Source organism: Streptomyces sp. Je 1-79 (assembly GCF_025195125.1).
In the GTDB taxonomy this organism is placed as follows: Bacteria; Actinomycetota; Actinomycetes; order Streptomycetales; family Streptomycetaceae; genus Streptomyces.
The window spans coordinates 208,737-232,512 of record NZ_JAMGSL010000006.1; the positions used below are offsets into that span (position 1 = coordinate 208,737).

23 protein-coding genes are annotated in these 23,776 nt (G+C 71.0%); 6 read left to right on the plus strand and 17 right to left on the minus strand.

Annotated elements, in window-relative coordinates; genetic code table 11:
* Positions 1–88 precede the first annotated feature (88 nt).
* From M5362_RS13900 to ureA, 5 genes are all read right to left on the minus strand, one after another.
* Positions 89–634: a TetR/AcrR family transcriptional regulator gene (locus tag M5362_RS13900; RefSeq protein ID WP_374214469.1), complete on the minus strand. Its 546-nt coding sequence runs from the start codon at positions 632–634 to the stop codon at positions 89–91.
* Positions 635–721: 87 nt separating this feature from the next.
* On the minus strand, positions 722–1,162 hold the full coding sequence (locus M5362_RS13905; protein WP_260227802.1) for a hypothetical protein: 441 nt from the start codon (positions 1,160–1,162) through the stop codon (positions 722–724).
* 43 nt (positions 1,163–1,205) lie between these two features.
* Positions 1,206–2,222, minus strand: a complete 1,017-nt coding sequence (locus M5362_RS13910) for an agmatine/peptidylarginine deiminase (RefSeq protein ID WP_260228052.1) — start codon at positions 2,220–2,222, stop codon at positions 1,206–1,208.
* A gap of 18 nt (positions 2,223–2,240) precedes the next feature.
* Complete coding sequence (locus tag M5362_RS13915; protein ID WP_260228053.1) at positions 2,241–3,923, minus strand: urease subunit alpha; 1,683 nt, start codon at positions 3,921–3,923, stop codon at positions 2,241–2,243.
* Entirely contained in the window at positions 3,923–4,606 is a 684-nt protein-coding gene (ureA, locus tag M5362_RS13920) for an urease subunit gamma (RefSeq protein WP_260227803.1), read from the minus strand. Before ureA ends, M5362_RS13915 begins: the two co-directional genes overlap by 1 nt.
* Positions 4,607–4,743: 137 nt before the next feature.
* On the opposite strand from ureA, the gene M5362_RS13925 reads away from it, so the two are divergent.
* Complete coding sequence (locus M5362_RS13925) at positions 4,744–6,165, plus strand: cytosine permease (protein WP_260227804.1); 1,422 nt, start codon at positions 4,744–4,746, stop codon at positions 6,163–6,165.
* 215 nt (positions 6,166–6,380) lie between these two features.
* On the opposite strand, the gene M5362_RS13930 is transcribed toward M5362_RS13925, so the two are convergent.
* From M5362_RS13930 to M5362_RS13940, 3 genes are all read right to left on the minus strand, one after another.
* Positions 6,381–7,487 (minus strand): branched-chain amino acid aminotransferase, encoded by a 1,107-nt coding sequence (locus tag M5362_RS13930; RefSeq protein ID WP_260227805.1) that lies wholly within the window; start codon positions 7,485–7,487, stop codon positions 6,381–6,383.
* Between the two features lie 242 nt (positions 7,488–7,729).
* Positions 7,730–8,770 carry a 3-isopropylmalate dehydrogenase gene (locus tag M5362_RS13935; RefSeq protein WP_260227806.1) on the minus strand — a complete coding sequence of 347 codons (1,041 nt, stop codon included), beginning with the start codon at positions 8,768–8,770 and terminating at the stop codon, positions 7,730–7,732.
* Between the two features lie 100 nt (positions 8,771–8,870).
* On the minus strand, positions 8,871–9,005 hold the full coding sequence (locus M5362_RS13940; RefSeq protein WP_260227807.1) for a hypothetical protein: 135 nt from the start codon (positions 9,003–9,005) through the stop codon (positions 8,871–8,873).
* Positions 9,006–9,331: 326 nt separating this feature from the next.
* Between M5362_RS13940 and M5362_RS13945 the strand changes: the two genes are divergently transcribed.
* Both M5362_RS13945 and M5362_RS13950 read left to right on the plus strand, forming a co-directional pair.
* Positions 9,332–9,673 carry a PadR family transcriptional regulator gene (locus M5362_RS13945; protein ID WP_260227808.1) on the plus strand — a complete coding sequence of 114 codons (342 nt, stop codon included), beginning with the start codon at positions 9,332–9,334 and terminating at the stop codon, positions 9,671–9,673.
* On the plus strand, positions 9,670–10,383 hold the full coding sequence (locus tag M5362_RS13950; protein WP_260227809.1) for a hypothetical protein: 714 nt from the start codon (positions 9,670–9,672) through the stop codon (positions 10,381–10,383). Before M5362_RS13945 ends, M5362_RS13950 begins: the two co-directional genes overlap by 4 nt.
* Before the next feature lie 31 nt (positions 10,384–10,414).
* Here M5362_RS13950 and M5362_RS13955 read toward each other — a convergent pair whose 3' ends face one another.
* From M5362_RS13955 to M5362_RS13970, 4 genes are all read right to left on the minus strand, one after another.
* Positions 10,415–10,957 carry a GNAT family N-acetyltransferase gene (locus M5362_RS13955; protein ID WP_260227810.1) on the minus strand — a complete coding sequence of 181 codons (543 nt, stop codon included), beginning with the start codon at positions 10,955–10,957 and terminating at the stop codon, positions 10,415–10,417.
* A gap of 33 nt (positions 10,958–10,990) precedes the next feature.
* Entirely contained in the window at positions 10,991–11,227 is a 237-nt protein-coding gene (locus M5362_RS13960; RefSeq protein ID WP_260227811.1) for a hypothetical protein, read from the minus strand.
* A 115-nt stretch (positions 11,228–11,342) separates the two neighbouring features.
* A complete protein-coding gene (gene pruA / locus M5362_RS13965; protein ID WP_260227812.1) occupies positions 11,343–12,974 on the minus strand; it encodes an L-glutamate gamma-semialdehyde dehydrogenase in 1,632 nt (543 codons plus the stop codon).
* 30 nt (positions 12,975–13,004) lie between these two features.
* Positions 13,005–13,931: a proline dehydrogenase family protein gene (locus M5362_RS13970; protein ID WP_260227813.1), complete on the minus strand. Its 927-nt coding sequence runs from the start codon at positions 13,929–13,931 to the stop codon at positions 13,005–13,007.
* A gap of 183 nt (positions 13,932–14,114) precedes the next feature.
* Between M5362_RS13970 and M5362_RS13975 the strand changes: the two genes are divergently transcribed.
* The 3 genes from M5362_RS13975 to M5362_RS13985 are packed head-to-tail and all read left to right on the plus strand — an operon-like array spanning position 14,115 to position 17,583.
* Complete coding sequence (locus M5362_RS13975; RefSeq protein WP_260227814.1) at positions 14,115–15,227, plus strand: CdaR family transcriptional regulator; 1,113 nt, start codon at positions 14,115–14,117, stop codon at positions 15,225–15,227.
* Positions 15,228–15,262: 35 nt separating this feature from the next.
* A complete protein-coding gene (locus M5362_RS13980; protein WP_260227815.1) occupies positions 15,263–16,414 on the plus strand; it encodes a DUF1266 domain-containing protein in 1,152 nt (383 codons plus the stop codon).
* Positions 16,411–17,583 carry a DUF1266 domain-containing protein gene (locus tag M5362_RS13985; RefSeq protein WP_260227816.1) on the plus strand — a complete coding sequence of 391 codons (1,173 nt, stop codon included), beginning with the start codon at positions 16,411–16,413 and terminating at the stop codon, positions 17,581–17,583. The genes M5362_RS13980 and M5362_RS13985 overlap by 4 nt, the downstream gene beginning before the upstream one ends.
* A gap of 22 nt (positions 17,584–17,605) precedes the next feature.
* Here M5362_RS13985 and M5362_RS13990 read toward each other — a convergent pair whose 3' ends face one another.
* The 5 genes from M5362_RS13990 to M5362_RS14010 form a co-directional block, all read right to left on the minus strand.
* Positions 17,606–18,184, minus strand: a complete 579-nt coding sequence (locus M5362_RS13990) for a TetR/AcrR family transcriptional regulator (protein ID WP_260227817.1) — start codon at positions 18,182–18,184, stop codon at positions 17,606–17,608.
* 88 nt (positions 18,185–18,272) lie between these two features.
* Complete coding sequence (gene serA, locus M5362_RS13995) at positions 18,273–19,862, minus strand: phosphoglycerate dehydrogenase (protein WP_260227818.1); 1,590 nt, start codon at positions 19,860–19,862, stop codon at positions 18,273–18,275.
* Between the two features lie 238 nt (positions 19,863–20,100).
* Complete coding sequence (gene ilvC / locus M5362_RS14000) at positions 20,101–21,102, minus strand: ketol-acid reductoisomerase (RefSeq protein ID WP_260227819.1); 1,002 nt, start codon at positions 21,100–21,102, stop codon at positions 20,101–20,103.
* A gap of 99 nt (positions 21,103–21,201) precedes the next feature.
* Positions 21,202–21,726 carry an acetolactate synthase small subunit gene (gene ilvN / locus M5362_RS14005; RefSeq protein WP_215065241.1) on the minus strand — a complete coding sequence of 175 codons (525 nt, stop codon included), beginning with the start codon at positions 21,724–21,726 and terminating at the stop codon, positions 21,202–21,204.
* A gap of 32 nt (positions 21,727–21,758) precedes the next feature.
* Positions 21,759–23,636, minus strand: coding sequence for an acetolactate synthase large subunit (locus tag M5362_RS14010; RefSeq protein ID WP_260227820.1), 1,878 nt, complete (start codon positions 23,634–23,636; stop codon positions 21,759–21,761).
* Positions 23,637–23,776 lie beyond the last annotated feature (140 nt).

Below are 23,776 nucleotides of genomic sequence, written 5' to 3' on the forward strand. Positions count from 1 at the left end.
CAGTCTGCCACATACCGACGGAACCCGGGACGCCGGTCTCAGGATGCGGGCACCCCGTCGGAGCCCTCGCCGAACAGGAGTGCGTGCGTCACGTGCGCAGCAACAAGGTCTCGGCGACGAACTCCCGTACGTGCGCGCGGACCTGCTCGCGGCCGGTGCCGGGGATGCCGACCGCGACATGGACGCTGAACCCGTCCAGCAGGGCGCGCATCCGGGTCGCGTAGCGGTCGGGGTCGACCGGCCGGAACTCCCCGCGCGAGACGCCCTCGGCGATCAGGGCGACGAGGTCGCGGTGCCAGGCGCCCTCGATCGCGGCCTGCCGGGCGCGTGCGTCGTCGTCGGCGTTCTGGGACCGGTTCCAGACCTCCAGCCAGAGGGTCCAGTGGGGGTCGCGGGGGCCGTCCGGGACATAGACGCCGACGTAGCCGTCGAGCCGCTCACGGGCGGTCCCGGGCCGCGAGAGCAGCGCGCTGCGCTCGGCGCCGAGCCGTCCCTCGCTCCACTCCAGGGTCTGCAGCAGCAGCTCGTCCTTGGTGCGGAAGTAGTAGAGGAGGTGCCCGCTGCTCATCCCGACCTCGCGCCCGAGCCCGGCCATGGTCAGCCCGTCGAGCCCGCGCTCGGCGATGGTGTCCATGGCGGCGGCGAGCAGCTCCTCCCGGGGAGGAGCGGCGTTGTTGCGTCGCCGGGGGGCGGCGGGATCGATACGGGTCACTCGTCTGTTCTACCTCACGCTCCCGTCGGCGCTACGGCCGAAGGCGGCTTCCAGGACGGCGGGGAGATCGCCGGCGGGCACGGTCGCCCGCAGTTCCGCCAGGACGGGCCCGAACCGCTCGTCGTCGATGACGCCGAGGTACTCCTCGCGCAACGCGCGGATGATGTCGACGAGGTCGGGCCTCAGCCGCATCCACCCCCGTGACGTGCGGATCTCCTCGGCCACCTGCTCCATGAACCAGCGCATGACGTCGTACGGGATCCGGTGGTGCCCCGACACGGGGTCGACGCAGACCGTGGGCTCCCGCGACGGGTCCTCGTCCGGGACGACGGCCGTCAGCACGGTCGTGTTCCCGGCGAGGTGGTCCAGCTCCAGGTACCAGGCGTCGTCGGGTACGGAGTACAGAATCTGGAGGGCGTAGGAGCCGCCCTCGTGCGGGATCAGGGGCATGGCCGCAGGCTGTCACAGAGCCCGCGGCCCGTACCAGGCGGTTTCAGACCTTCGGCTGCTGCTGCGTGATGCAGTGGATGCCGCCCCCACCCGCGAAGATGGCGCGCGCGTCGACCAGCGTCACGATCCGCTCCGGGAAGAGCCGGCGGAAGATGCCCGCCGCGATCTCGTCGTGGGGGTCGTCGAAGCCGCACAGGACCACACCGCCGTTGCAGAGGTAGTGGTTGATGTACGAGTAGTCGACCCAGTCGCCCTCCTCGTCCTTCAGGACGGTCGGGGCGGGGATCTCCACGACCTCCAGCTGCCGGCCCTTCGCGTCCGTCTGGCGGCTGAGGATGTCGACGTACATCCGGGAGCGCTCGTGATCCGGGTGGGCCGGGTCCTGCTGGCTGTGGACGACCACGACGCCGGGCTTCGCGAAGGCGGCGACGATGTCGACGTGGCCCTGGGTGCCGTACATGCCGTAGTCGCCGGACAGACCGTGCGGGAGCCAGATCGCCTTCGTCGTGCCGAGCTTCGCGTGGATCTCCGCCTCGACCTCCGCCCGGGTCCACTCGGGGTTGCGGCCGGAGCCGAGCTGGACGGTGTCGGTCAGCAGGACCGTTCCTTCGCCGTCGACGTGGATCGCGCCGCCCTCGTTCACAAGTGCGCTGCTCAGCACCGGCACGTCGACGAGGTCGGCCACGTGACGGGCGATCTTGGAGTCGTGCTCCCAGCGGGCCCAGTCCTGCGCTCCCCAGCCGTTGAAGACCCAGTCGACGGCGGCCAGCTCGGTGCCGTTCGTGACGAAGGTGGGGCCGATGTCGCGCATCCAGGCGTCGTCGAGCTCGCGCTCCACCAGGTCGACCGAGTCGCCGAGCAGGGCCCGCGCGGAGTCCGCCTGGCCGGGGCCGACCACCATCGTGACCGGCTCGAAGCGGCGTACCGCGCGGGCCACGGAGGCCCAGGCGGTGCGGGCTTCGGCCAGCTCCTCGTCGTTGGTGAAGGTGGGGTTGGGGCCGGGCCAGGCCATCCACGTGCGCTCGTGCGGGGCCCACTCGGGCGGCATACGGAAGGTCACGGAGGTCATGGTCGGGTCCTAGAGGAAGTAGAGGCGGTTGAGGGAGACGGAGTCGGCCGGTTCGGAGCGGAGCGGGTCGCCGTCCAGCGACACCAGGCCCGTCCTGTCGTCGACCTGGACGTCTCCGACACGGGAGTTGAGGAGCAGGTCGCCCGGGCCGATGCCACGGGTGCCGCGGACGGCGACCCGGCGGCGCCGGGTCGGCATCCGGTCGGATCCGAGGTCGACGGCCGCCTGGGCGACGAAGGCGACCGAGAGGTCGGCCGGCGTCGCTCCGTGGGCTCCGAACAGCGGCCCGAGGACGAGCGGTTCACAGGTGTCGGTGGCGGCGTTCGGATCGCCCACGACCCCCCACGCGGGGAAGCCGGACTTCAGCACCAGCTGCGGCTTGGCGCCGAAGAACTCCGGCCGCCACAGCACGATGTCGGCCATCTTGCCGACCTCGATCGAGCCGATCTCGTGCGCGAGGCCGTGGGCGATCGCCGGGTTGATGGTCAGCTTGGCCATGTAGCGCAGCACACGCGCGTTGTCGTCGTGCGCGCCGTCGCCCGCGAGGGGACCCAGCTCGGCCTTCATCTTCCCGGCCATGGCGAAGGTCCGGCGTACGGTCTCGCCGGCCCTTCCCATCCCCTGGGCGTCGGAGGAGGTGATCCCGATCGCGCCCAGGTCGTGCAGGACGTCCTCCGCCCCCATCGTCCCGGCCCGGATCCGGTCCCGTGCCATCGCGGCGTCACCGGGCAGATCCGTCTTCAGGTCGTGGACGGAGACGATCATGCCGTAGTGCTCGGCGACCGCGTCCCGCCCGAAGGGCAGCGTGGGATTGGTGGACGAGCCGATGACGTTCGGCACGCCCGCCATCTTCAGGACGTTGGGAACATGACCGCCACCGCAGCCCTCGATGTGGAAGGCGTGGATGGTCCGGCCGTCGAGGACCCGCAGGGTGTCCTCCACCGACAGGCACTCGTTCAGCCCGTCGCTGTGCAGCGCGACCTGCACGTCGTACTCGTCGGCCACCCGCAGCGCCGTGTCGAGGGCACGGGTGTGCGCGCCCATGTCCTCATGCACCTTGAAACCGGACGCCCCACCCTCCGCCAAGGCCTCCACCAGCGGCGCCGGGTCCGAGGACGAACCCCGCGCCAGGAAGCCGATGTTGACCGGCCAGGCGTCGAAGGCGCTGAAGGCGTGCTTGAGGGCCCATGGCGAGTTGACGCCAACCCCCCAGACAGGACCGAACTCCTGTCCGATGATGGTGGTGACACCAGAGGCGAGGGAGGCCTCCATGATGCGTGGGGACAGCAGGTGGACATGGGTGTCCACGGCACCGGCGGTGGCGATGAGGCCCTCGCCGGAGACGATCGACGTGCCGGTGCCGACGACGACGTCGACACCGTCGAGGGTGTCCGGATTGCCGGCGCGCCCGATGGCGTGGATCCGGCCCTCGCGAATACCGACCGACACCTTGCGGATGCCCTGGACGGCGTCGATCACGAGGACGTTGCTGATCACGACGTCGCAGGTCTCGCGGACGGCGGCGGCCTTGAGGTGAAGGCCGTCCCGGGCGGTCTTGCCGAAGCCGGCGAGGAACTCGTCGCCGGGCTTCTGCGAGTCGGACTCGACCCGGACGACGAGCCCGGAGTCACCCAGGACGACCCGGTCGCCCGCCCGCGGGCCGTGCACCGATGCGTACTCGTACGGGTCCATCACGCCTCAACTCCAAGGTAGCCGCAGGCCGCGGCGCGCCGCAGGGCCTCTTCCTTCGCGCCGGGCGCGTCCAGCGGGCCGTCGACCAGGCCCGCGAAGCCGATGGCGACACGCGCGCCGCCGATGGGCACGAGGCCGACGTCGGCCCCGCCGCCCGGATCGAAGCGGAAGGAGGCTCCGGCGGGGATCGCGAGCCGCATGCCGTAGGCGGCGGCCCGGTCGAAGTCGAGGCGCGGGTTGGCCTCGAAGAAGTGGAAGTGCGAGGTCACGCTGACCGGGACCGTCGCCGTGTTGCGGACGCTCAGGGTCAGCGCGGGCGGATCCTCCGCCGCCGTGGGGGCCGGAAGCAGCGCGCCCGGCGCGTTCTCACCCAGCGAAGGACCGCCGATCGGGTCGGAGACGACCGCGAGCCGCGAGCCGTCGTCGAAAACGGCCTCCACATGCACTTCGGTGACGACATCGGCCACGCCCGGCAGCACGTCGTCCGGGCCGAGCACGGACCGGGCGGCGGCGATCGCCTCGGCGAGTCGTCTGCCGTCGCGGGCCGCCTCGCAGACGGTGTCCGCGATGAGCGCGGTCGCCTCCGGCACATTGAGCCGCAGGCCCCGCGCCCGGCGGGCCCGGGCGAGCTCGGCGGCACCGAAGAGCAGCAGCCGGTCCCGTTCCGTGGGGGTCAGTCGCACGTCCACACACCTCCTGTTTGAGCGACACTCTAAACGTTCAGCGCGATGTATCCAAGGATTGACGTACGCGCCGGTAGTGGGTCACATTGAGCGCCACTCTAAATCCTTGTCCGCCCGCTTGCCCCGCAGGGAGCCCCATGCCGATCGAACAGCGCGGAGTCGACACCATCCCCGAAGCGGAACGCACCAGCGGTCCGCGCGACCTCCTGTCGATCCTCCTCGGCTCGAACCTCTGCCTCGGAGTGATCGTCTTCGGCTGGCTGCCCGTCTCCTTCGGCCTCGGCCTGTGGGCATCGGTGACCTCCGTCGTCACCGGCACGCTCGTCGGCGTCGCCGTGACCGCCCCGCTCGCCCTGGTCTCACTGCGCACCGCGACGAACCTCTCGACCTCAAGCGGCGCCTTCTTCGGCGTCCGGGGCCGGCTCGTCGGCTCGGTGGTGGGGCTGCTGCTCTCCCTCGGCTACACGGCGCTGACCCTGTGGATCGGCGGCGACGTGGTGGTCGGGACGCTCGCCCGGCTGACCGGTCTGCCGGCCGGCGACACGACCCACGCGGTGGTGTACGCGGTGCTCGCCGCCTGCACGGCCGTCTTCGCGGTGTTCGGCTACGGCCTGCTGCTCCGGCTCAGCAAGGGCCTCGCGATCGGCATGACCCTGCTGCTCGGGCTCGGCCTGGCCGCCTACGCGGGCGACGTCACCGCCGCCCCGGTGCCCGACACCCCGTATCTGCTCGGCTCCTTCTGGCCGACGTGGGTGCTCGCGGCCGTGGCGGCCGGACTCAGCGGCCCGGTCGCCTTCATCACGCTCCTGGGCGACTACACCCGCTACATCTCCCCCGAGCGGCACAGCCCGAGGACCGTGTGGAGGACGACCTGTACCGGCCTGGTCGCCGGCCTGCTGATCCCTCAGCTCTTCGGTACGTACACGGCCCTGGCCGCCCGGGGCGCCCTGGACTACGCGGGCCCGCTCGTCGCGGCCTCCCCCGCCTGGTACGTGGTGCCGCTGCTGCTCGCGGCGACCGCCGGCACGGTCGGCAACGCGGGCCTGATGCTGTACTCGATGGGCCTGGACCTGGACGCGATCCTGCCACGGGCGACCCGGGCGCGCGCGACGCTGGTCGTGGCGGCGGTGGCGACTGCCTTCGTCTTCCTCGGCCACTTCGCCTCGGACGCGCAGTCGGCGATGACGTCGTTCGTGCTGCTGCTGACGGCGATCGGTACGCCGTGGGCGGTGATCACGCTGATCGGCCACGCGCGCTGCCGTGGTGTGTACGACCCTGAGGCGCTCCAGGTGTACAACCGTCGGGCGCGGGGCGGCGCGTACTGGTTCTCGGCCGGCTGGCACCCGCGGGCGACGGCGTGCTGGGCGCTGGGGGCGGCGGTGGGCCTGGCCTCGGTGTCGACCCCGCTCTACGAGGGGCCGCTGCTCTCCCTGACCGGCGGGATCGACTGCAGCTTCGTGCTGTCGGGGCTGGTGGGCGGCGCGCTGTACGCCGTACTGACGCCGTCCCCCGGGGCCGCGCGCGTCGCGCGGACGGCCCCGGAGGTCCTGGTCGACTAGGCCCTGTCGTCGAAATGGCTCCCGGCCGCGAGCGGCGTCTGGCGCGGTGCATCGCAAGGCGGAGGATCGCCCTCGTACTGGACGTACTCGGGCGACTGACGACAACGCAGCGAGGTGCCGTGCCAGGCGTCGGGAGCAGGGGGCCATTTCGACGACAGGGCCTGGCCTGCCGGGCAGGCCCCGATCGGCCTGCCCGGATGCGACCCGGCGGTCGACTAGCCCAGCTGGTGCGTCCAGCCGTGGACGTCCTCGGACTTGCCCGTCTGGATGGCGAGCAGCGCGTCGCGGAGCCTCATCGTGACCTCGCCCGGCTCCCCGCCCGACTGCTGCCAATCGCCGCGCCCCGACTTCACCGTGCCGACGGGCGTGATGACCGCGGCCGTGCCACAGGCGAAGACCTCGGTGAGGGTGCCGTTCTCGGTGTCGGCCTTCCACTGGTCGATGGAGACGCGGCCCTCCTCCGACGCGTAGCCGAGGTCCTTGGCGAGCTGGAGGAGCGAGTCACGGGTGATGCCCGCGAGCAGGGAGCCGGTGAGGGTCGGCGTGACGATCTTCGGCTTCCCGCCGGCCTCGCCCCCGTACACGAAGTACAGGTTCATGCCGCCCAGCTCCTCGACCCACCTGTGCTCGACGGCGTCGAGGTAGGCGACCTGGTCGCAGCCCCTCGCGGCCGCCTCGGCCTGGGCGAGCAGGGAGGCCGCGTAGTTGCCGCCGGTCTTGGCGTCGCCCATGCCGCCCGGGACCGCGCGGACGCGGTCCTCGGAGAGCCAGATCGAGACGGGCTTCACGCCACCGGGGAAGTACGGTCCGGCGGGCGAGGCGATGACGACGAAGAGGTACTCGTTCGCCGGCCGCACGCCGAGACCGATCTCGGTCGCGATCATGAACGGGCGCAGGTAGAGGGAGTCCTCGCCGCCGTGCGCCGGAACCCACGCCTTGTCCTGCTGGACGAGGACGTCGCAGGCCTCGATGAAGGTCTCGACGGGCAGCTCCGGCATGGCCAGCCGGCGCGCGGAGGCCTGGAAGCGCCGGGCGTTGGCGTCCGGGCGGAAGGTGGCGACGGTGCCGTCGGGACGGCGGTACGCCTTCAGGCCCTCGAAGATCTCCTGGGCGTAGTGCAGGACGTTCGTGGCCGGGTCGAGGGAGAGCGGGCCGTACGGGACGAGCTGGCCGTCGTGCCAGCCGCGCCCTTCGGTCCAGCGGATGGTCACCATGTGGTCGGTGAAGTGGCGGCCGAATCCGGGGTTGGCCAGGATCGCCTCGCGCTCCGCGTCGGACAGCGGGCTGGAGGAGGGCTTGAGCTCGATCGTGGGCGTCGTCATGAGTGCTAGTCCTTCACCGGTTGTGTGTGACGGACCGCGCTCACGCCGCTATCAGTGCCCTGCTAGGACGTCCGAGCTTTCCCGCATGCCGCGGCCCCACGTTCGATTATCGCCCGTGGGGACCGGTGCACGAAAACGGTGTGTGGTGCGGTCCAGGGTTTGATGGTGGCACCCTGCGACCGCATAGGTACAGCCGCCGGGTGCTGGAGAGCGACCCGGCGGCTGTGACGTCAGTCGGCGGGTCAGCTCGCTACGCGTACGGCGAGCGCGTCGCCGATCTCGTCCGTCGTGCGGACGGAGTCGCCGCGCTCGGTCAGGTCGGCGGCGACGGCGGCCTCGATGCGGTCGGCCTCGGCCTCGTGGCCGAGGTGGCGCAGGAGGAGGGCGACGGAGAGCACGGTGGCCGTGGGGTCGGCCTTGCCCTGGCCCGCGATGTCCGGAGCCGAGCCGTGGACGGGCTCGAACATGGACGGGAACTCGCCGCTCGGGTTGATGTTGCCGGAGGCGGCGACGCCGATGCCGCCGGAGACGGCAGCGGCGAGGTCGGTGATGATGTCGCCGAAGAGGTTGTCGGTGACGATCACGTCGAAGCGCTCGGGCTGCGTGACGAGGAAGATCGTCGCCGCGTCCACGTGCAGGTAGTCGGTGGTGACCTCGGGGAACTCCTCGGCCACCTTGTTGAAGATGTTGGTCCAGAGGTGACCCGCGTACGCCAGGACGTTGTTCTTGTGGACCAGCGTCAGCTTCTTGCGCGGGCGGGCCTGGGCGCGGGCGAAGGCGTCACGGACGACGCGCTCCACGCCGAAGGCGGTGTTGACGGAGACCTCGGTGGCGACCTCGTGCGGGGTGCCGGTGCGGATCGAGCCGCCGTTGCCGGTGTACGGGCCCTCGGTGCCCTCGCGGACCACGACGAAGTCGATCTCGGGCTGGCCCTTGAGCGGGGTCGACACGCCGGGGAGCAGCTTCGAGGGACGCAGGTTGACGTGGTGGTCGAAGAGGAAGCGGAGCTTCAGCAGAAAGCCGCGCTCCAGTACGCCGGACGGGACCGACGGGTCGCCGATCGCACCGAGCAGGATCGCGTCGTGCTGCTTGAGGGCCTCGACGTCGGCGTCGGTGAGGGTCTCACCCGTCGCGTGGTAGCGCTTGGCGCCGAAATCGAACTCCTTGGTCTCCAGCTTCACGTCCTGCGGGAGCGCGGCAGCGAGGACCTTGAGGCCCTGGGCCACGACTTCCTGACCGATGCCGTCGCCGGGAATGACTGCGAGATTGATGCTGTGAGACATGTCGGCACCCTACTCCTCGTCCCAGCGACTGACACTCGATGTCCACGATACGGACGAGTCGGCGCGGGACCCGGGAGGCCCTGCGCCGCGTCGGGCGCCCTCAGTGGCCGGTCGAGCCGCCGTTGTCACGGCGGTCGAGGGCGCGCTGGAGGGCGGCGGCGGCGTTCTTGCGGACGTCGTCGCCGCTCGGGCGGGCGACGGAGTGGCGGACACGACGGGCGGTCTCAGCGGCCATGGGGGATCGACTCCTTGAGATCAGTGATGATCCGAGATCAGTGGTGATCGAAGGCGCCGGAAGGGGCGGGGAGCGGGCCCGCAGGGGTTGCCTGCACAGGGGCGTCGCGCTCTCGACCGCCATTCGCTGATGGAGCGAGACGTTCGGCTCCTACAAAGCTAGGACAGGCAGCCGCATCTGTCTCCACAATTACTCGGACTTCCTACTATCTGAGACGGCAGGTGGCTCAGAGCGGCTGCCGGACCGCCCGCAGTTCCCGGAGAGACCGTCAAGGCAGCTGAGCCACCTAGGTTGTATTCCTACCTAGGTGGTGGTGGAATACAGCCATGGCCGCAGACCGCAGATCCAGCTGGCTCAAGGGAGTCCTCGACCTGCTCGTCCTCTCCTGCCTGACCGACGGTGAGAGTTACGGGTACGAGATCGCCAAGGCCCTCGGCCGGGCGGGGCTCGGCGAGATCAAGGGCGGGACGCTCTATCCCGTACTGAACCGGCTGGAGGAAGCCGGTCTGCTGGAGGCCGAGTTCCGTGCCGCCGAGCGCGGGCCGGGGCGCCGCTACTACCGGCTCACCGACCAGGGCCGCGAGGAACTCGCGACCGAGAGCGGAGCCTGGCTGGAATTCCACCGCGCCGTACAGACCATGCTGCACCCAGGGGGAACGAGACCATGACGACGGACACGTACTTCGAGGAGCTCGCCGCCGCGCTGCGCACCGCGGGCGTGCCGGAGGACCAGATCACCTCGACCGTCACCGACCTGCGCGGGCACCTGGCGGAGACCGGGACGGGCGCGGAGGAGGAGTTCGGTCCGGCCGCCTCGTTCGCGGCACAGCTCGGCGGCGTCGCCCCGCGGCCCGGCGACCCCGGGGCGGAGGCGGAGAGCTGGACGTGGACGGCCGACCTCTTCAACGACCGGCGGATGCTGGCGGTCCACGGCGACCAGGGTTGGGAGGTGGAGTCGCTGGACTCCCTCGGCCGGTTCGTCTGCCGCCGCACCCCGGGACCGGCGCTGCGCTGGGAGTACCGGCGCGAGGTGATCAGGGGCCGCCGCCGCGACCAGATGCTCGCCGAACTCTCCCCCGAGGGCTGGGAGTTGTGCGGCGAGTGGCTGGTGTACGGGTACTTCAAGCGGCCCAAGGCGGCGAGCGCGGGCCCGGCGGGCGCGCTGGACACCGTGCCGGAGACGCCCGAGAAGTGGCTGTTCCTGAGCCGGCGCGGCAAGGCGCTCCTCGGGGTCTGGGTGCTGATCGTGGCCGCTGCCTATCTGACCCTCGGGCTGCCGGGGTACGCGGTGGTCCTGATGGGCGTGGGCGGCGCCGTCTCCGCCGTCGTCACGGCGAAGCTGGAGACGGCGAAGGGCCGGACGACGCCCGAGGGCTGAGCCCCGGCCGGGACGGGCCAGGGCCCACCGCTCACAGGACGTCGCCGTCGCGCCAGTCGAAGACGAGCGCGGCGGCCGGGGCCGGGAGGGTCCGGCCGCCCGCCGGGCGGAGGTGGAGCGAGCCCTCCTCCTCGGGCAGGTGGACGATCCCCTCGGGCGCGAGCGCCTCGATCCGGCCCGACCAGGGGAGCCAGCCGCGCGCGGTGTAGAGCGCGGCGCCGTCCTCGGAGGCGGACAGCGCCCCGAACAGGTACGCCCCGTCGATCACCCGCTCCAGCTCGGCCATGACGAGCCCGCCGAGCCCCTGCCGGCGCCGGTCAGCGCGTACGCCGACGCCCTCGACGTACCCGACGCGGTACGACCGTCCGCCGTGCAGCACCCGTCGCATCACGACGCTGCCGTGCGCGGCCACCCCCCGCTCGTCCTCGACCCAGGCGTGCACGCCCCCGAGGGCGTGGTCCCAGTCCTCGTCGGAGAAGCCGCCCTCGAAGGCGTCGTCGAGCATCTCCCGTACGACACGCAGGCGTCGCGGCCCGAGCAGGTGGGTGGGGTCGGTGTGGAGGGAGTCCGCCATGCCGCCCAGCCTGCCGCACTCACCTCACGGTTCTCAGGCCGTGGCCCGCTCCAGATCGCGGGCGAGCCGCTCCACCCACTCGGTGAACTCCTCCCGGCGCGGGGCCTCGCCCCCGCACAGGGCCGCGGCCTGCGCCTCGGTGATCCGGTCGGGGCCCGGCTCGGTCAGCAGTCGGTGCAGCTCCTTCATCAGGGCCGTCATCCGCACCGCGTCGAGGTGCTCGATCGGGTCGGTCCCGTGCCCGGGGCGGATCGTCGTCGAACCCGGCATGTCGCGCCTCCTCGTCGAGCCCCCTCCCAGCAGCGTAAGCCCCCCGCATGAGAACCGCCCCCGTCCTCAGTTGGGGGACCGAGGAGGGGGGCGGTGTTCAGGGGGAGCTACGGCATCAGCCCATGTGGGGGTAGCCGTACTCGGTCGGCGGGACCAGCGTCTCCTTGATCGCGCGGGTCAGCGTCCAGCGCATCAGGTTCTGCGGGGCGCCGGCCTTGTCGTTGGTGCCGGACGCGCGGCCGCCGCCGAAGGGCTGCTGGCCGACGACGGCGCCGGTCGACTTGTCGTTGATGTAGAAGTTGCCCGCGGCGAAGCGGAGCTTCTCCATCGCGTCGGCCGCGGCCGCACGGTCACCGGCGATGATCGAGCCGGTCAGCGCGTACGCCGACACCGACTCCATCTGGGCCAGCATCTCCTCGTACTTCTCGTCCTCGTAGACGTGGACCGCGAGGATCGGGCCGAAGTACTCGGTCGTGAAGACCTCGTTCTCCGGGTCCGTGCACGCGATGACGGTCGGACGGACGAAGTAGCCCTCCGAGTCGTCGTAGGTGCCACCGGCGACGATCGTGCAGGTCTCGTCGGCCTTCGCACGGTCGATCGCGGCCTTGTTCTTGGCGAACGAACGCTCGTCGATCACGGCGCCGATGAAGTTCGTCAGGTCGGTGACGTCACCCATCTTGATGCCGTCGACCTCGGCCGCGAACTCCTCCTTGAAGCCCGAGTTCCAGATCGAGGCCGGGACGTACGCACGCGAGGACGCGGAGCACTTCTGGCCCTGGAACTCGAAGGAGCCGCGGGTCAGCGCGGTCTTCAGGACGGCGCGGTCGGCGCTCGGGTGGGCGACGACGAAGTCCTTGCCGCCGGTCTCGCCGACGATCCGCGGGTACGAGCGGTAGTTCTCGATGTTGTTGCCGACCGTCTTCCACAGGTGCTGGAAGGTCTTGGTCGAGCCGGTGAAGTGGATGCCGGCCAGGTCCGGGTGGTTCAGGGCCACCTCGGAGACGGCGATGCCGTCGCCCGTCACCAGGTTGATGACGCCCTTCGGCAGACCGGCCTCCTCCAGGAGCTCCATGAGGAGCACGGCGGAGTGGGTCTGGGTCGGGGACGGCTTCCAGATCACCACGTTGCCCATGAGGGCGGGGGCGGTGGGCAGGTTGCCCGCGATGGCCGTGAAGTTGAACGGCGTGATCGCGTAGACGAAGCCCTCCAGCGGGCGGTGGTCCATGCGGTTCCACACGCCCGGGGAGTTCGCCGGCGGCTGCTCGGCGAGGATCTGGCGGGCGTACGACACGTTGAAGCGCCAGAAGTCGACGAGCTCGCACGGGGTGTCGATCTCGGCCTGCTGCGCGGTCTTGGACTGGCCCAGCATCGTGGAGGCGGCCAGCGTCTCGCGCCAGGGGCCGGCCAGCAGCTCGGCGGCGCGCAGGATGATCGCGGCGCGGTCGTCGAAGGACATCGCGCGCCAGGCGGGGGCGGCGGCCAGGGCGGCGTCGATGGCGTCCTGGGCGTCCTGCCGGGTGGCGCCCGCGAAGGTGCCGAGGACGGACTTGTGGTTGTGCGGCTGCACGACGTCGACGCGCTCGCCGCCGCCCATGCGCTTGACGCCGCCGATGGTCATCGGCAGGTCGCGCGGGTTGTCGGCCAGCTCCTTGAGCTTGGCCTCCAGACGGGCGCGCTCGGCGGAACCGGGGGCGTAGCTGTGCACCGGCTCGTTGACCGGAGCGGGGACCTGGGTCACAGCGTCCATGAGTCTCGTAACTCCTTTTGAGGGGTGGGCTCAGCCCTTGGTGAGGATGGAGCGGACGAAGAAGAGGAGGTTGGCCGGCTTCTCCGCGAGGCGGCGCATGAAGTAGCCGTACCAGTCGGTGCCGTACGCGGTGTAGACACGCATGCGGTGTCCCTCCGCGGCGAGACGGTTCTGCTCCTCGCTGCGGATGCCGTACAGCATCTGGAACTCGTACTCGTCCAGCTTGCGCCCCGCACGGCGGGCGAGCTCCTGGCCGATGGAGATCAGACGGGGATCGTGGGAGCCGATCATCGGGTAGCCCTCGCCCTCCATCAGGATCTTCATGATCCGGACGTAGGCCTTGTCGATCTCGGACTTGTCCTGGACGGCGACGGAGGCGGGCTCCTTGTAGGCGCCCTTCACGATCCGGACGCGGGAGCCGTTCGCGGCGAGGCGGCGGGCGTCCTCCTCGGTGCGGAAGAGGTACGCCTGGATGACACAGCCGGTCTGCGGGAAGTCCTTCCGCAGCTCCTCGTGGATCGCGAACATCGAGTCGAGGGTGGTGTGGTCCTCGGCGTCCAGGGTGACCGTGGTGCCGATCTCGGCGGCGGCCTCGACGACCGGGCGGACGTTGGCGAGGGCGAGCTCGTGGCCGCCGTCCAGCGCCTGGCCGAACATCGAGAGCTTCACGGACATCTCGGCGCGCTCGCCGAGGCCCAGCTCCTTGAGGCGGCCGATCAGCTCCAGGTAGGCGTCACGGGCGGCGTGGGACTGCTCGACGGTGGTGATGTCCTCGCCGACGACGTCGAGGGTGACCTCCAGGCCGCGCCCGGTGATGTCCTGGACGATCGGGATGACGTGGTCGACCGTCTCGCCGGCGATGAACCGGTCGACGACCTGCTTGGTCCCGGGCGCTGCCGACACGAAACGGCGCATCTTGTCGCTGCGGGACGCGGCGAGGATCACGGGACCCAGCACGGGGACCTCCAGAAGGGCAGGGTGACGAAGGGTGCCGTACCCGGTCTTTCGTAAGCAATCGGGAACAGCACGGAGAACCACCGTGAAACCTAAGGATCGCTCCGATCCTCTGCCATCGACAGCTGTCACGCATCCGTGCGCGGCATCTCATACAAATGTCTGAAGGGGTGCGAGAATGGCGCCGTGAACGGCGATTACCAGGAACTGGTGGACGAGATCTCCGCGCTTCTCGGAGCGCCGGCGACGCTGGAGAACCGTGACTTCGGGCTGATCGCCTTCGGTGCCCACGACAGCGACGACGACGCCGCCATGGATCCCGTCCGGACGCGGTCGATCCTGACGCGGAAGTCGACCCCGGCGGTCCGCGCCTGGTTCGAGGGCTTCGGCATCACCCGGGCCACGGGTCCCGTCCGTATCCCGGCCGCCCCGGACGCCGGGGTGTTCCGGGACCGCATCTGTCTGCCCGTACGGCATCGGGGCGTCGTCCTCGGGTACGTCTGGCTGCTCGACGCCGAGCCGCATCCCACGGACGCCCAGCTCTCGGCGGCCATGGAGGTCGCCACCCGGATCGGCGGCCTGCTCGCGGACGAGGAGCGCGCGGGCTCCGATCTCTCGCGCGAGCTGCGGACCGCCCTGACGGCGGAGCGCGGCTGGCAGTACGACATGGCCCTGGCGGCGCTCCGGGCGGCTCTGGGGCCGAGTGCGGACGGTCTGCACACCGTGGTCTGCGTGACGCCCTGGCGGGGGGAGGCCCCCTCGATCCGGGGGGTCCCCGGCGCGGCGGCCGTCACCACGCTCCCGGAAGGCGAGACCCTCGCGGTCCTCGTACGCCTGCGCACGGCCGAGGACCTCTCCCCCGCCCATACGGCGGCGGAGCGGCTGCGCGCGAACACCCCGGCCGGTATCGCCACCCCCCGGCGGGGTCTCACGGAGCTCCCGGCGGCCTGGCGGGAAGCCAGCACCTCGGCCCGTGCGGCCGCGGCGCAGCCGAAGCTCGTCCCGGTCGCCGAATGGACCGGGATCGGCCCGTACCGCCTCCTCGCCGCGCTGTACCACCCCGAGATCGACCCCGCCGTCGCGCCGCTGCTCGCACCCGCGCACGCCGAGCTGGCGCGCACAGCCGAGGTGTTCCTCGACCACGCCGGCCAGGCGGGTCGTACGGCAGCCGCTCTCGGCGTCCACCGCCAGACCCTCTACTACCGGCTGTCCCGGGTCGAAGAGCTCACGGGTCTGGACCTGGACGACGGCGAGGACCGCCTTCTGCTCCACATGTCCCTGAAGTCGGCCCGCCTCTAGTCGGGGCCGCCGGCGCCGGTTCATAGGATCTCCCCATGACCACGGGGAGTTGGGCTGCGCCGCCGACGTACACCGAGCAGCTGCTGTACGAGGCAGGGGCGCGCGGGGACCGGACGGCCGTCCTGGACGTACTCGGGCAGGCCCGCCTCTACGTGCTCCTCCCGCGGCTGCACGCCGACGCGCCCGGCTACACCCCGCCCCTCCCCAGCCGCCGCGACAAGGCCGCCCGGCGCACCGTCGTACCGGTGCTCACCGAGGGCATGCTGCCGCCGTGGCACCCGGACTGGGTGTTCAAGCAGACCACCCTGGACAAGCTCGCCGCCGCCTGGCCGCAGGACCGATGGTGGCTCGCGGTCAACCCGGACACCCCGTTCGCGGCCGCCGTGCCGGCCAAGGCCGCCGACCGGCGGGCCTGGCAGGAGTCGACCTCGCAGGGCGGTGGGCCGGCGCGGCTACGCCTGCTCACCCACGCCGGTGAGCCGCTGCACGGCCCGGTCGCCCACGCCCTCGCGCTCGGCGCGCACCTCGCCGTGCTCAACGGCCTGGTGTGGAACCGGCTCGGCGCCCAGTACGAGGACTACGCCACGGATGCCGCCCGGCTGCGGTCGCCCTGGGCCGTCCACCACCGCGCGGACTTCCGGGACCGGCTGCGGACGCTGATCGCCACCCGGCTCGTCGGCCGGGTCCCGGAGGCCGTCCTGGGGATGCGGCGCCGTCTCACCGCACGCCTTGGCCACCCGCCGTCCGACGCGCAGTGGGCCTCGATGGTCACCGTGAACTTCGAGCGGGACGATCCCTACGGCGGGGACCTGGCCGAGGCCACCGAGTTCCTGCGCCGGATCACGCACTACGAGGGGCGGTTCCGCGTCGACGGCGTCCTCCCGCCGGGCGGCCGGGTCGACACCCTCGCCGCCTTCGACCACGGCCGCGCGGTGAACGTCGTACGCCTGGCGCTCGGCGCCCGCTATTGCGATCCGCAGGAGGCGGAGCAGTCCCTGCTCCAGGTCCTCGAACCCGCCCGGCGGGCGTACGGCTCCTGGGCCGAGTTCTCGGCCGGCTACCTGCTGGCCCGGCTCATCCACTTCGACGAAGGGGACCCCGAACCGAAGTACCAGGAGTCCCTGACCATCCATCGCGCGCTCGCTGACGACCCGTCGAGCCCCTACCGGAACATCCCGTGGTCATGAACTTCCCCCGCAAGCCCGCGCCGCAGGGCGCCCCGTGGATCCCGCCGTCCGAGACCGAGCAGTTGCTGCACGAGGCGGGGCAACGCGGCGACGTCGCCGAACAGATCAGCGTCCTCGCCGGGGCCGAGCTCTTCATCGGCGCCGCCAAGGCCGACGTGGACGCCCGGCCCGACAACGTCTACTGGCCACCCCAGCAGGCGCCGAAAGGGCTCCTCGTCCGGCCGGTCCTCACGCGCGGGATGCTGCCGCCCTGGCACCCGGAGTGGGTGTTCCACGCGGTCACCCTGCGGTGGGCCGCCGAGTTCAGCTGGCGTGATCCCCGCCTGCTCCTCGCGGTCAACGGCGGCACCCCCGCTCAGCTCCTGCTGCCCGCGACGCCCGCGCACCGCGCGGGGTGGCTGCGCGCGTCCGCCGAGAAGGAGCGGGGTTCGGGCAACCGCTTCGTCGCCCTGCGGGGCGGCCCCCTGCACGGGCCGCTCGCCTTCGGCCTCGCCTGCGGCGTCCATCTGGCGTTCGGCAACGGCGTCCCGTGGAACGACGTCGGCTCGGTCTACATGGGGTACACCCACGAGCTCGACACACTCCGCGACGGATGGGGCGTCACCGACCGCGAGGGCTGGCGGAAGCAGCTGGACGCGCTGCTGGACGGGCGCAACAGCCCGCCGGAGCCGGACTTCGCCCTCCGGGTCCGCGAGGAACTGCGGGCCGCCCGTGGCGCGGTCCCCTCGCCCGACGAGTGGCGCGAGACGGCCGCCGGGCACGCCCAGGACCTGGGCGCGAGCCCGGTCACGGTGCGGCACATCGAGGAACTGGTGCGCCGCATCCTCCGGTACGAGGCCAGGTTCCGCGCCGAGGGGCTGCTGCCGCCGGACGGACGGGTACGGAAGACGGTCGCGTACGACTGCGGCCGGGCGGTGAACCTGACGCGCTGGGGCCTGACGGCCCGCTTCTGCGCGCCCCCGGAGGCCGAACAGGCGATCGTCCACGCGGGGGCGCTGGCCCGGTCGGCGTACGGGTCGTGGGAGGAGTACTCGGCCGGCTACGCGCTCGGGCGGGTGCTGCGTTTCGACGGGGAGGAGTACGGCCGGTACCACGAGGAGAACGTGTCCGCGCACCGCGTCCTGACGGAGCACCAGGGCAGCCCCTGGCGCAACGTCCCCTGGCGCTGAGCCTCGAGGGCGGCGGGACCGGCTACCCCTCCCCCATCAGGACCTTGAGCCCCGCCGTCAGATCGTCGGCGGTCGGGGCGGTCTCCGGGTCCACCATCCACTGGATCATCACGCCCGTCGCGAGCGCCTGGCAGAGCAGCCCCGCCACCCGGGCCCTCTCCGGGTCCGCCTCCGGGTCGAGGCCCAGGAACACCTCGGCCATCCCCAGCCGGCCCTCCCGCTGGGGCTCCTTGATCGCCTCGCGGAGCTTCTCGTCGTCGTCGAGGCGGGTGACGACCTCCGTCTGGAGCTTCCAGACCGGGCGGCTGGCGCCGGCGGCAGCGATGACCTGATCCCAGACCGTGTGGAAGCGCTCGTACGGGTCGGCCGGCAGCGCCTTCCTGTCCTCGCCGCTCCCCGCCGGGCCCACCCGGTCTCCCCACTCCTCGGTCAGCGCGAGGAACGCCTGCTGGAGCAGGGCCTCCTTGGAGCCGTAGTGGTAGCCGATGGAGGCCAGGTTGGTACCCGAGGCGGCGACGATGTCGCGGGCCGTGGTGCGGGCGTAGCCCTTCTCCAGGAGGCAGCTCTTGGCGCCTTCCAGCAGGTCTTCCTTGTGTCCCATGACAGCACCGTACCCGGCGGCTAGACAATCGTGTAAGACGATCGTCCAGCGCACCGGGTACGGGTACCTGCGTGCGATCGGGCGGTGATCAGACCAGGTTGACGGAGCGGGCCGAGGCCGCGCCGATCTCGGCGGAGATCTCCGTGAGCACCGCCGCCGGGACGGTGTCGTCCACGGTGAGGACGACGAGCGCCTCGCCGCCCTCCTCCGCGCGCGCCACCTGCATGCCCGCGATGTTCAGCCCGGCCTCGCCGAGGATCCGGCCGACCGTGCCGACGACGCCCGGGCGGTCCTCGTAGCGCAGCACCACCATGTGGTCGGCGAGCGCCACGTCCACGTCGTAGTCGCCGACCGCGACGATCTTCTGGAGGTGCTTGGGGCCGGCCAGCGTGCCGGAGACCGCGACCTCCTCGCCGCTGGAGAGCGTGCCGCGCACCGTGACCACGTTGCGGTGGTCGGGGGACTCGCTGGAGGTGGTCAGCCGGACCTCGACACCGCGCTCCTGCGCGAACAGCGGGGCGTTGACGTACGACACGGTCTCGTCGACCACGTCCTCGAACACGCCCTTGAGCGCGGAGAGTTCGAGCACCTTCACGTCGTGCTGGGTGATCTCGCCGTACACCTCGACGTCGAGCCGCGCCGCGACCTCGCCCGCCAGCGCGGTGAAGATCCGGCCGAGCTTCTCGGCGAGCGGCAGACCCGGCTTGACGTCCTCGGCGATGACACCGCCCTGGACGTTGACCGCGTCCGGGACCAGCTCGCCGGCGAGCGCGAGGCGCACCGAGCGGGCGACCGCGATACCGGCCTTCTCCTGGGCCTCGTCCGTGGACGCGCCGAGGTGCGGGGTGCAGACGACCTGGTCGAGCTCGAAGAGCGGGGAGTCCGTGCAGGGCTCCTTCGCGTACACGTCGAGGCCCGCGCCGGCGACCCGGCCCTCCTTGAGGGCGGTGAACAGCGCCGCCTCGTCGACGATCCCGCCGCGCGCGGCGTTGACGATCCGGACGGACGGCTTGACCTTGTGCAGCGCCTCGTCGCCGATGAGACCGAGGGTCTCGGGGGTCTTCGGCAGGTGGACGGTGATGAAGTCGGCGACCTCCAGGAGCTCGTCCAGGGCCAGCAGCTTCACCCCCATCTGGGCGGCGCGGGCCGGCTGCACGTAGGGGTCGTACGCGACGATCTTCATGCCGAACGCGGACATCCGCTGGGCGACCAGGACGCCGATACGGCCGAGGCCGACGACACCGAGGGTCTTCTCGCTGAGCTCGACGCCGGTGTACTTCGACCGCTGCCACTCGCCGTTCTTCAGAGCGGTGTTGGCCTGCGGGATGTTGCGGGCGGTGGCGACGAGGAGGCCGCAGGCCAGCTCGGCGGCGGTGACGATGTTGGAGGTCGGGGCGTTGACGACCATCACGCCGGCCTTGGTGGCGGCGGAGACGTCGACGTTGTCCAGACCGACACCGGCACGGGCGACGACGCGCAGCTTCTTGGCGGCGGCGATGGCCTCCGCGTCGACCTTGGTCGCGGAACGGACCAGGATCGCGTCCACGTCGGCGATGGCGGGGATCAGCTCGGCGCGGTCCGCGCCGTTGCAGTGCCGGATCTCGAAGTCCGGGCCCAGGGCGTCGACGGTGGCGGGCGACAGCTCTTCAGCGATGAGTACGACGGGTTTCGAGCTCACGTGAGTCCTCACAGATCCAGTGCGGACGGCCGTCCCGACGGCCGCAGGCGGTGGAGGGGGCTTGCCGCGTGAAAGCGCACGACGCTGTGGGCCTGAACGCGAATGTTGTTGAGCAGTGTAGTGGTGCATCGGCGCAGTTCATGCGCCTCGTTGGAAGGATCACCCGTCCGTGGTTGGACGGCCTGTCCAACGATGTGGCGCGGGGCCGGGCCGGGTGTCCGCCCCCGCGCCCGGAGGCTTACGCCTCCTCGTCGTTCACCCAGCTCATGAGCTTGCGCAGCTCCTTGCCGGTGGTCTCCAGGAGGTGCTTCTCGTCCTGGGTCTTGTACTCGTTGTACTTCTTCAGACCGCCGTGGTACTCGTCCATCCAGTTCTGGGCGAAGGTGCCGTCCTGGATCTCGGTGAGGACCTTCTTCATCTCGGCCTTGGTGGCGTCGGTGATGATCCGCGGGCCGGTGATGTAGTCGCCCCACTCGGCGGTCTCGGAGACGGACCAGCGCATCTTCTCCAGGCCGCCCTCGTACATGAGGTCGACGATGAGCTTCAGCTCGTGCAGGCACTCGAAGTAGGCGATCTCCGGCTGGTAGCCGGCCTCGACCAGGGTCTCGAAGCCCGCCTTCACCAGCGCGCTGGCGCCACCGCACAGGACGGCCTGCTCACCGAAGAGGTCGGTCTCGGTCTCCTCGGTGAAGGTCGTCTTGATGACGCCGGCACGCGTGCCGCCGATGGCCTTGGCGTACGAGAGCGCCAGGGCGAAGGCGTTGCCCGTCGCGTCCTGCTCGACCGCGGCGATCGCGGGGACGCCACGACCCTCCTCGTACTGGCGGCGGACCAGGTGGCCCGGGCCCTTCGGGGCGACGAGCGCGACGTCGACGCCGGCCGGGGGCTTGATGAAGCCGAAGCGGACGTTGAAGCCGTGCGCGAAGAAGAGCGCGTCGCCGTCCTTCAGGTGAGGAGCGATGGACTCCTCGTAGACCTTGGCCTGGATCGGGTCCGGGATCAGGATCATGATGACGTCGGCCTCGGCGGAAGCCTCGGCGGGCGTCACGACGCGCAGGCCCTGCTCCTCGGCCTTGGCCTTGGACTTGGAGCCCTCGTGCAGACCGACGCGGACGTCGACACCCGAGTCACGGAGCGACAGCGCGTGGGCGTGGCCCTGGCTGCCGTAACCGATCACCGCGACCTTGCGGCCCTGGATGATGGACAGGTCGGCGTCGTCGTCGTAGAACAGCTCGGCCACTGGGATTCTCCTTGGTGTGCTGGTGTTGCGTCCCACCGTACGGCGGGAGGGGGAAGGGAAGTCTTCCGGTCTCGTCAGGCGGACCGGTCGCGGAACCGGTCAGGCGCTGCGGTCGAGGGCCCGCAGGGAGCGGTCCGTGATGGACCGCGCACCACGCCCTATGGCGATCGTGCCGGACTGCACGAGCTCCTTGATGCCGAACTGCTCCAGCATCTTGAGCATCGCGTCGAGCTTGTCACTCGAACCGGTGGCCTCGATGGTGACCGCCTCGGGCGAGACGTCCACGGTCTTGGCACGGAACAGCTGGACGATCTCGACGATCTGGGAGCGGGTCTCGTTGTCGGCGCGGACCTTCACCAGGACGAGCTCGCGCTGGATCGCAGCGGAGGGCTCGAGTTCGACGATCTTCAGGACGTTGACCAGCTTGTTGAGCTGCTTGGTCACCTGCTCCAGCGGCAGGTCCTCGACATTGACCACGATGGTGATGCGGGAGATGTCGGGGTGTTCGGTGACACCGACGGCGAGCGAGTCGATGTTGAAGCCGCGGCGGGAGAACAGCGCGGCGATCCGGGCGAGGATGCCGGGGGTGTTCTCCACCAGGACGGAGAGCGTGTGCCTAGTCATGTGCGTCGTACCTCTTCCTACGGCTCTCGGTCTCAGTCGTCTTCGTTGTCGCCGAAGTCGGGGCGGACGCCCCGGGCGGCCATGACCTCGTCGTTGGAGGTGCCGGCGGCGACCATGGGCCAGACCTGGGCGTCCTCGTGGACGATGAAGTCGATCACGACCGGACGGTCGTTGATGGCGTTGGCCTCTTCGATGACCTTGTCCAGGTCGGCCGGGTCCTCGCAGCGCAGGGCGACACAGCCCATGGCCTCGGACAGCTTGACGAAGTCCGGGACGCGGGTGCCCTTGCGGGGCGCGGTGCTCGCGCCGACCTGGGAGCCGGCGGCCTGGTGGCCCGTCTCGTCGGCGTGCAGGACCGTGCTCGAGTAGCGCTGGTTGTAGAAGAGGGTCTGCCACTGGCGGACCATCCCGAGGGCGCCGTTGTTGATGATGGCGACCTTGATCGGGATGTTGTTGAGCGCGCAGGTGACGAGTTCCTGGTTGGTCATCTGGAAGCAGCCGTCGCCGTCGATCGCCCAGACCGGGCGGTCCGGCATGCCGGCCTTGGCTCCCATGGCGGCGGGGACCGCGTAGCCCATCGTTCCGGCGCCGCCGGAGTTCAGCCAGGTGGCCGGCTTCTCGTAGTCGATGAAGTGCGCCGCCCACATCTGGTGCTGGCCGACGCCGGCCGCGTAGATGGTGTCCGCGGGGGCGAGCTGGCCGATGCGCTGGATGACCTGCTGCGGGGAGAGGCTGCCGTCCTCCGGCAGGTCGTAGCCGAGCGGGTAGGTCTCGCGCCAGCGGTTCAGGTCGCTCCACCAGGCGGTGTAGTCGCCCTGGTTGCCCTCGCTGTGCTCGGCCTGGACGGCCTGGACCAGGTCGGCGATGACCTCGCGGGCGTCACCGACGATCGGGACGTCGGCGGCGCGGTTCTTGCCGATCTCGGCCGGGTCGATGTCGGCGTGGACGATCTTGGCGAAGGGCGCGAAGCTGTCCAGCTTGCCGGTGACGCGGTCGTCGAAACGGGCTCCGAGGGCGACGATCAGGTCGGCCTTCTGCAGCGCGGTGACGGCGGTGACCGCACCGTGCATGCCCGGCATTCCCACGTGCAGCGGGTGGCTGTCGGGGAACGCGCCCAGCGCCATCAGGGTGGTGGTGACGGGGGCTCCGGTGAGCTCGGCGAGAACCTTCAGCTCGGCGGTGGCGCCGGCCTTCAGGACGCCGCCGCCGACGTACAGGACGGGGCGCCTGGCGGCGGTGATGAGCTTGGCGGCCTCGCGGATCTGCTTGGCGTGCGGCTTGGTCACCGGGCGGTAGCCGGGCAGGTCGGTCTGCGGCGGCCAGCTGAAGGTGGTCTTCGCCTGCAGGGCGTCCTTGGCGATGTCGACCAGGACCGGGCCGGGACGGCCGGTGGAGGCGATGTGGAAGGCCTCGGCGATCGTCCTCGGGATGTCCTCGGCCTTGGTGACCAGGAAGTTGTGCTTGGTGATCGGCATCGTGATGCCGCAGATGTCCGCCTCCTGGAAGGCGTCCGTGCCGATGGCCTTGGAGGCGACCTGGCCGGTGATCGCGACCAGCGGGACGGAGTCCATGTGGGCGTCTGCGATCGGGGTGACCAGGTTGGTGGCGCCGGGACCGGAGGTCGCCATGCAGACGCCGACCTTGCCGGTCGCCTGGGCGTAGCCGGTGGCGGCGTGACCGGCGCCCTGCTCGTGGCGGACCAGGATGTGGCGGACCTTCTGGGAGTCCATCATCGGGTCGTACGCGGGGAGGATGGCGCCGCCCGGAATACCGAAGACGGTGTCGGCCCCCACTTCCTCGAGAGAACGGATGAGGGACTGCGCACCCGTGACGTGCTCGACGGTGGTGGCGGTCTGTCCGCCGCTACGGGCCCGCGGCTGCGGATGGTGCCCGGTGGCCTGCTCGGTCATCAGCATTCTCTTCTCGAAGCAGAGGGTTTTTGCGAGGGTTTGGGAGGAGCCGGTGCAACAAAAAACCCCTCGTGCCGGGAGGCAAGCGAGGGGAGCGCGTCGGTAGCGTTTCAAGCCGGGCCGTCATGGCCCTGCTTCAG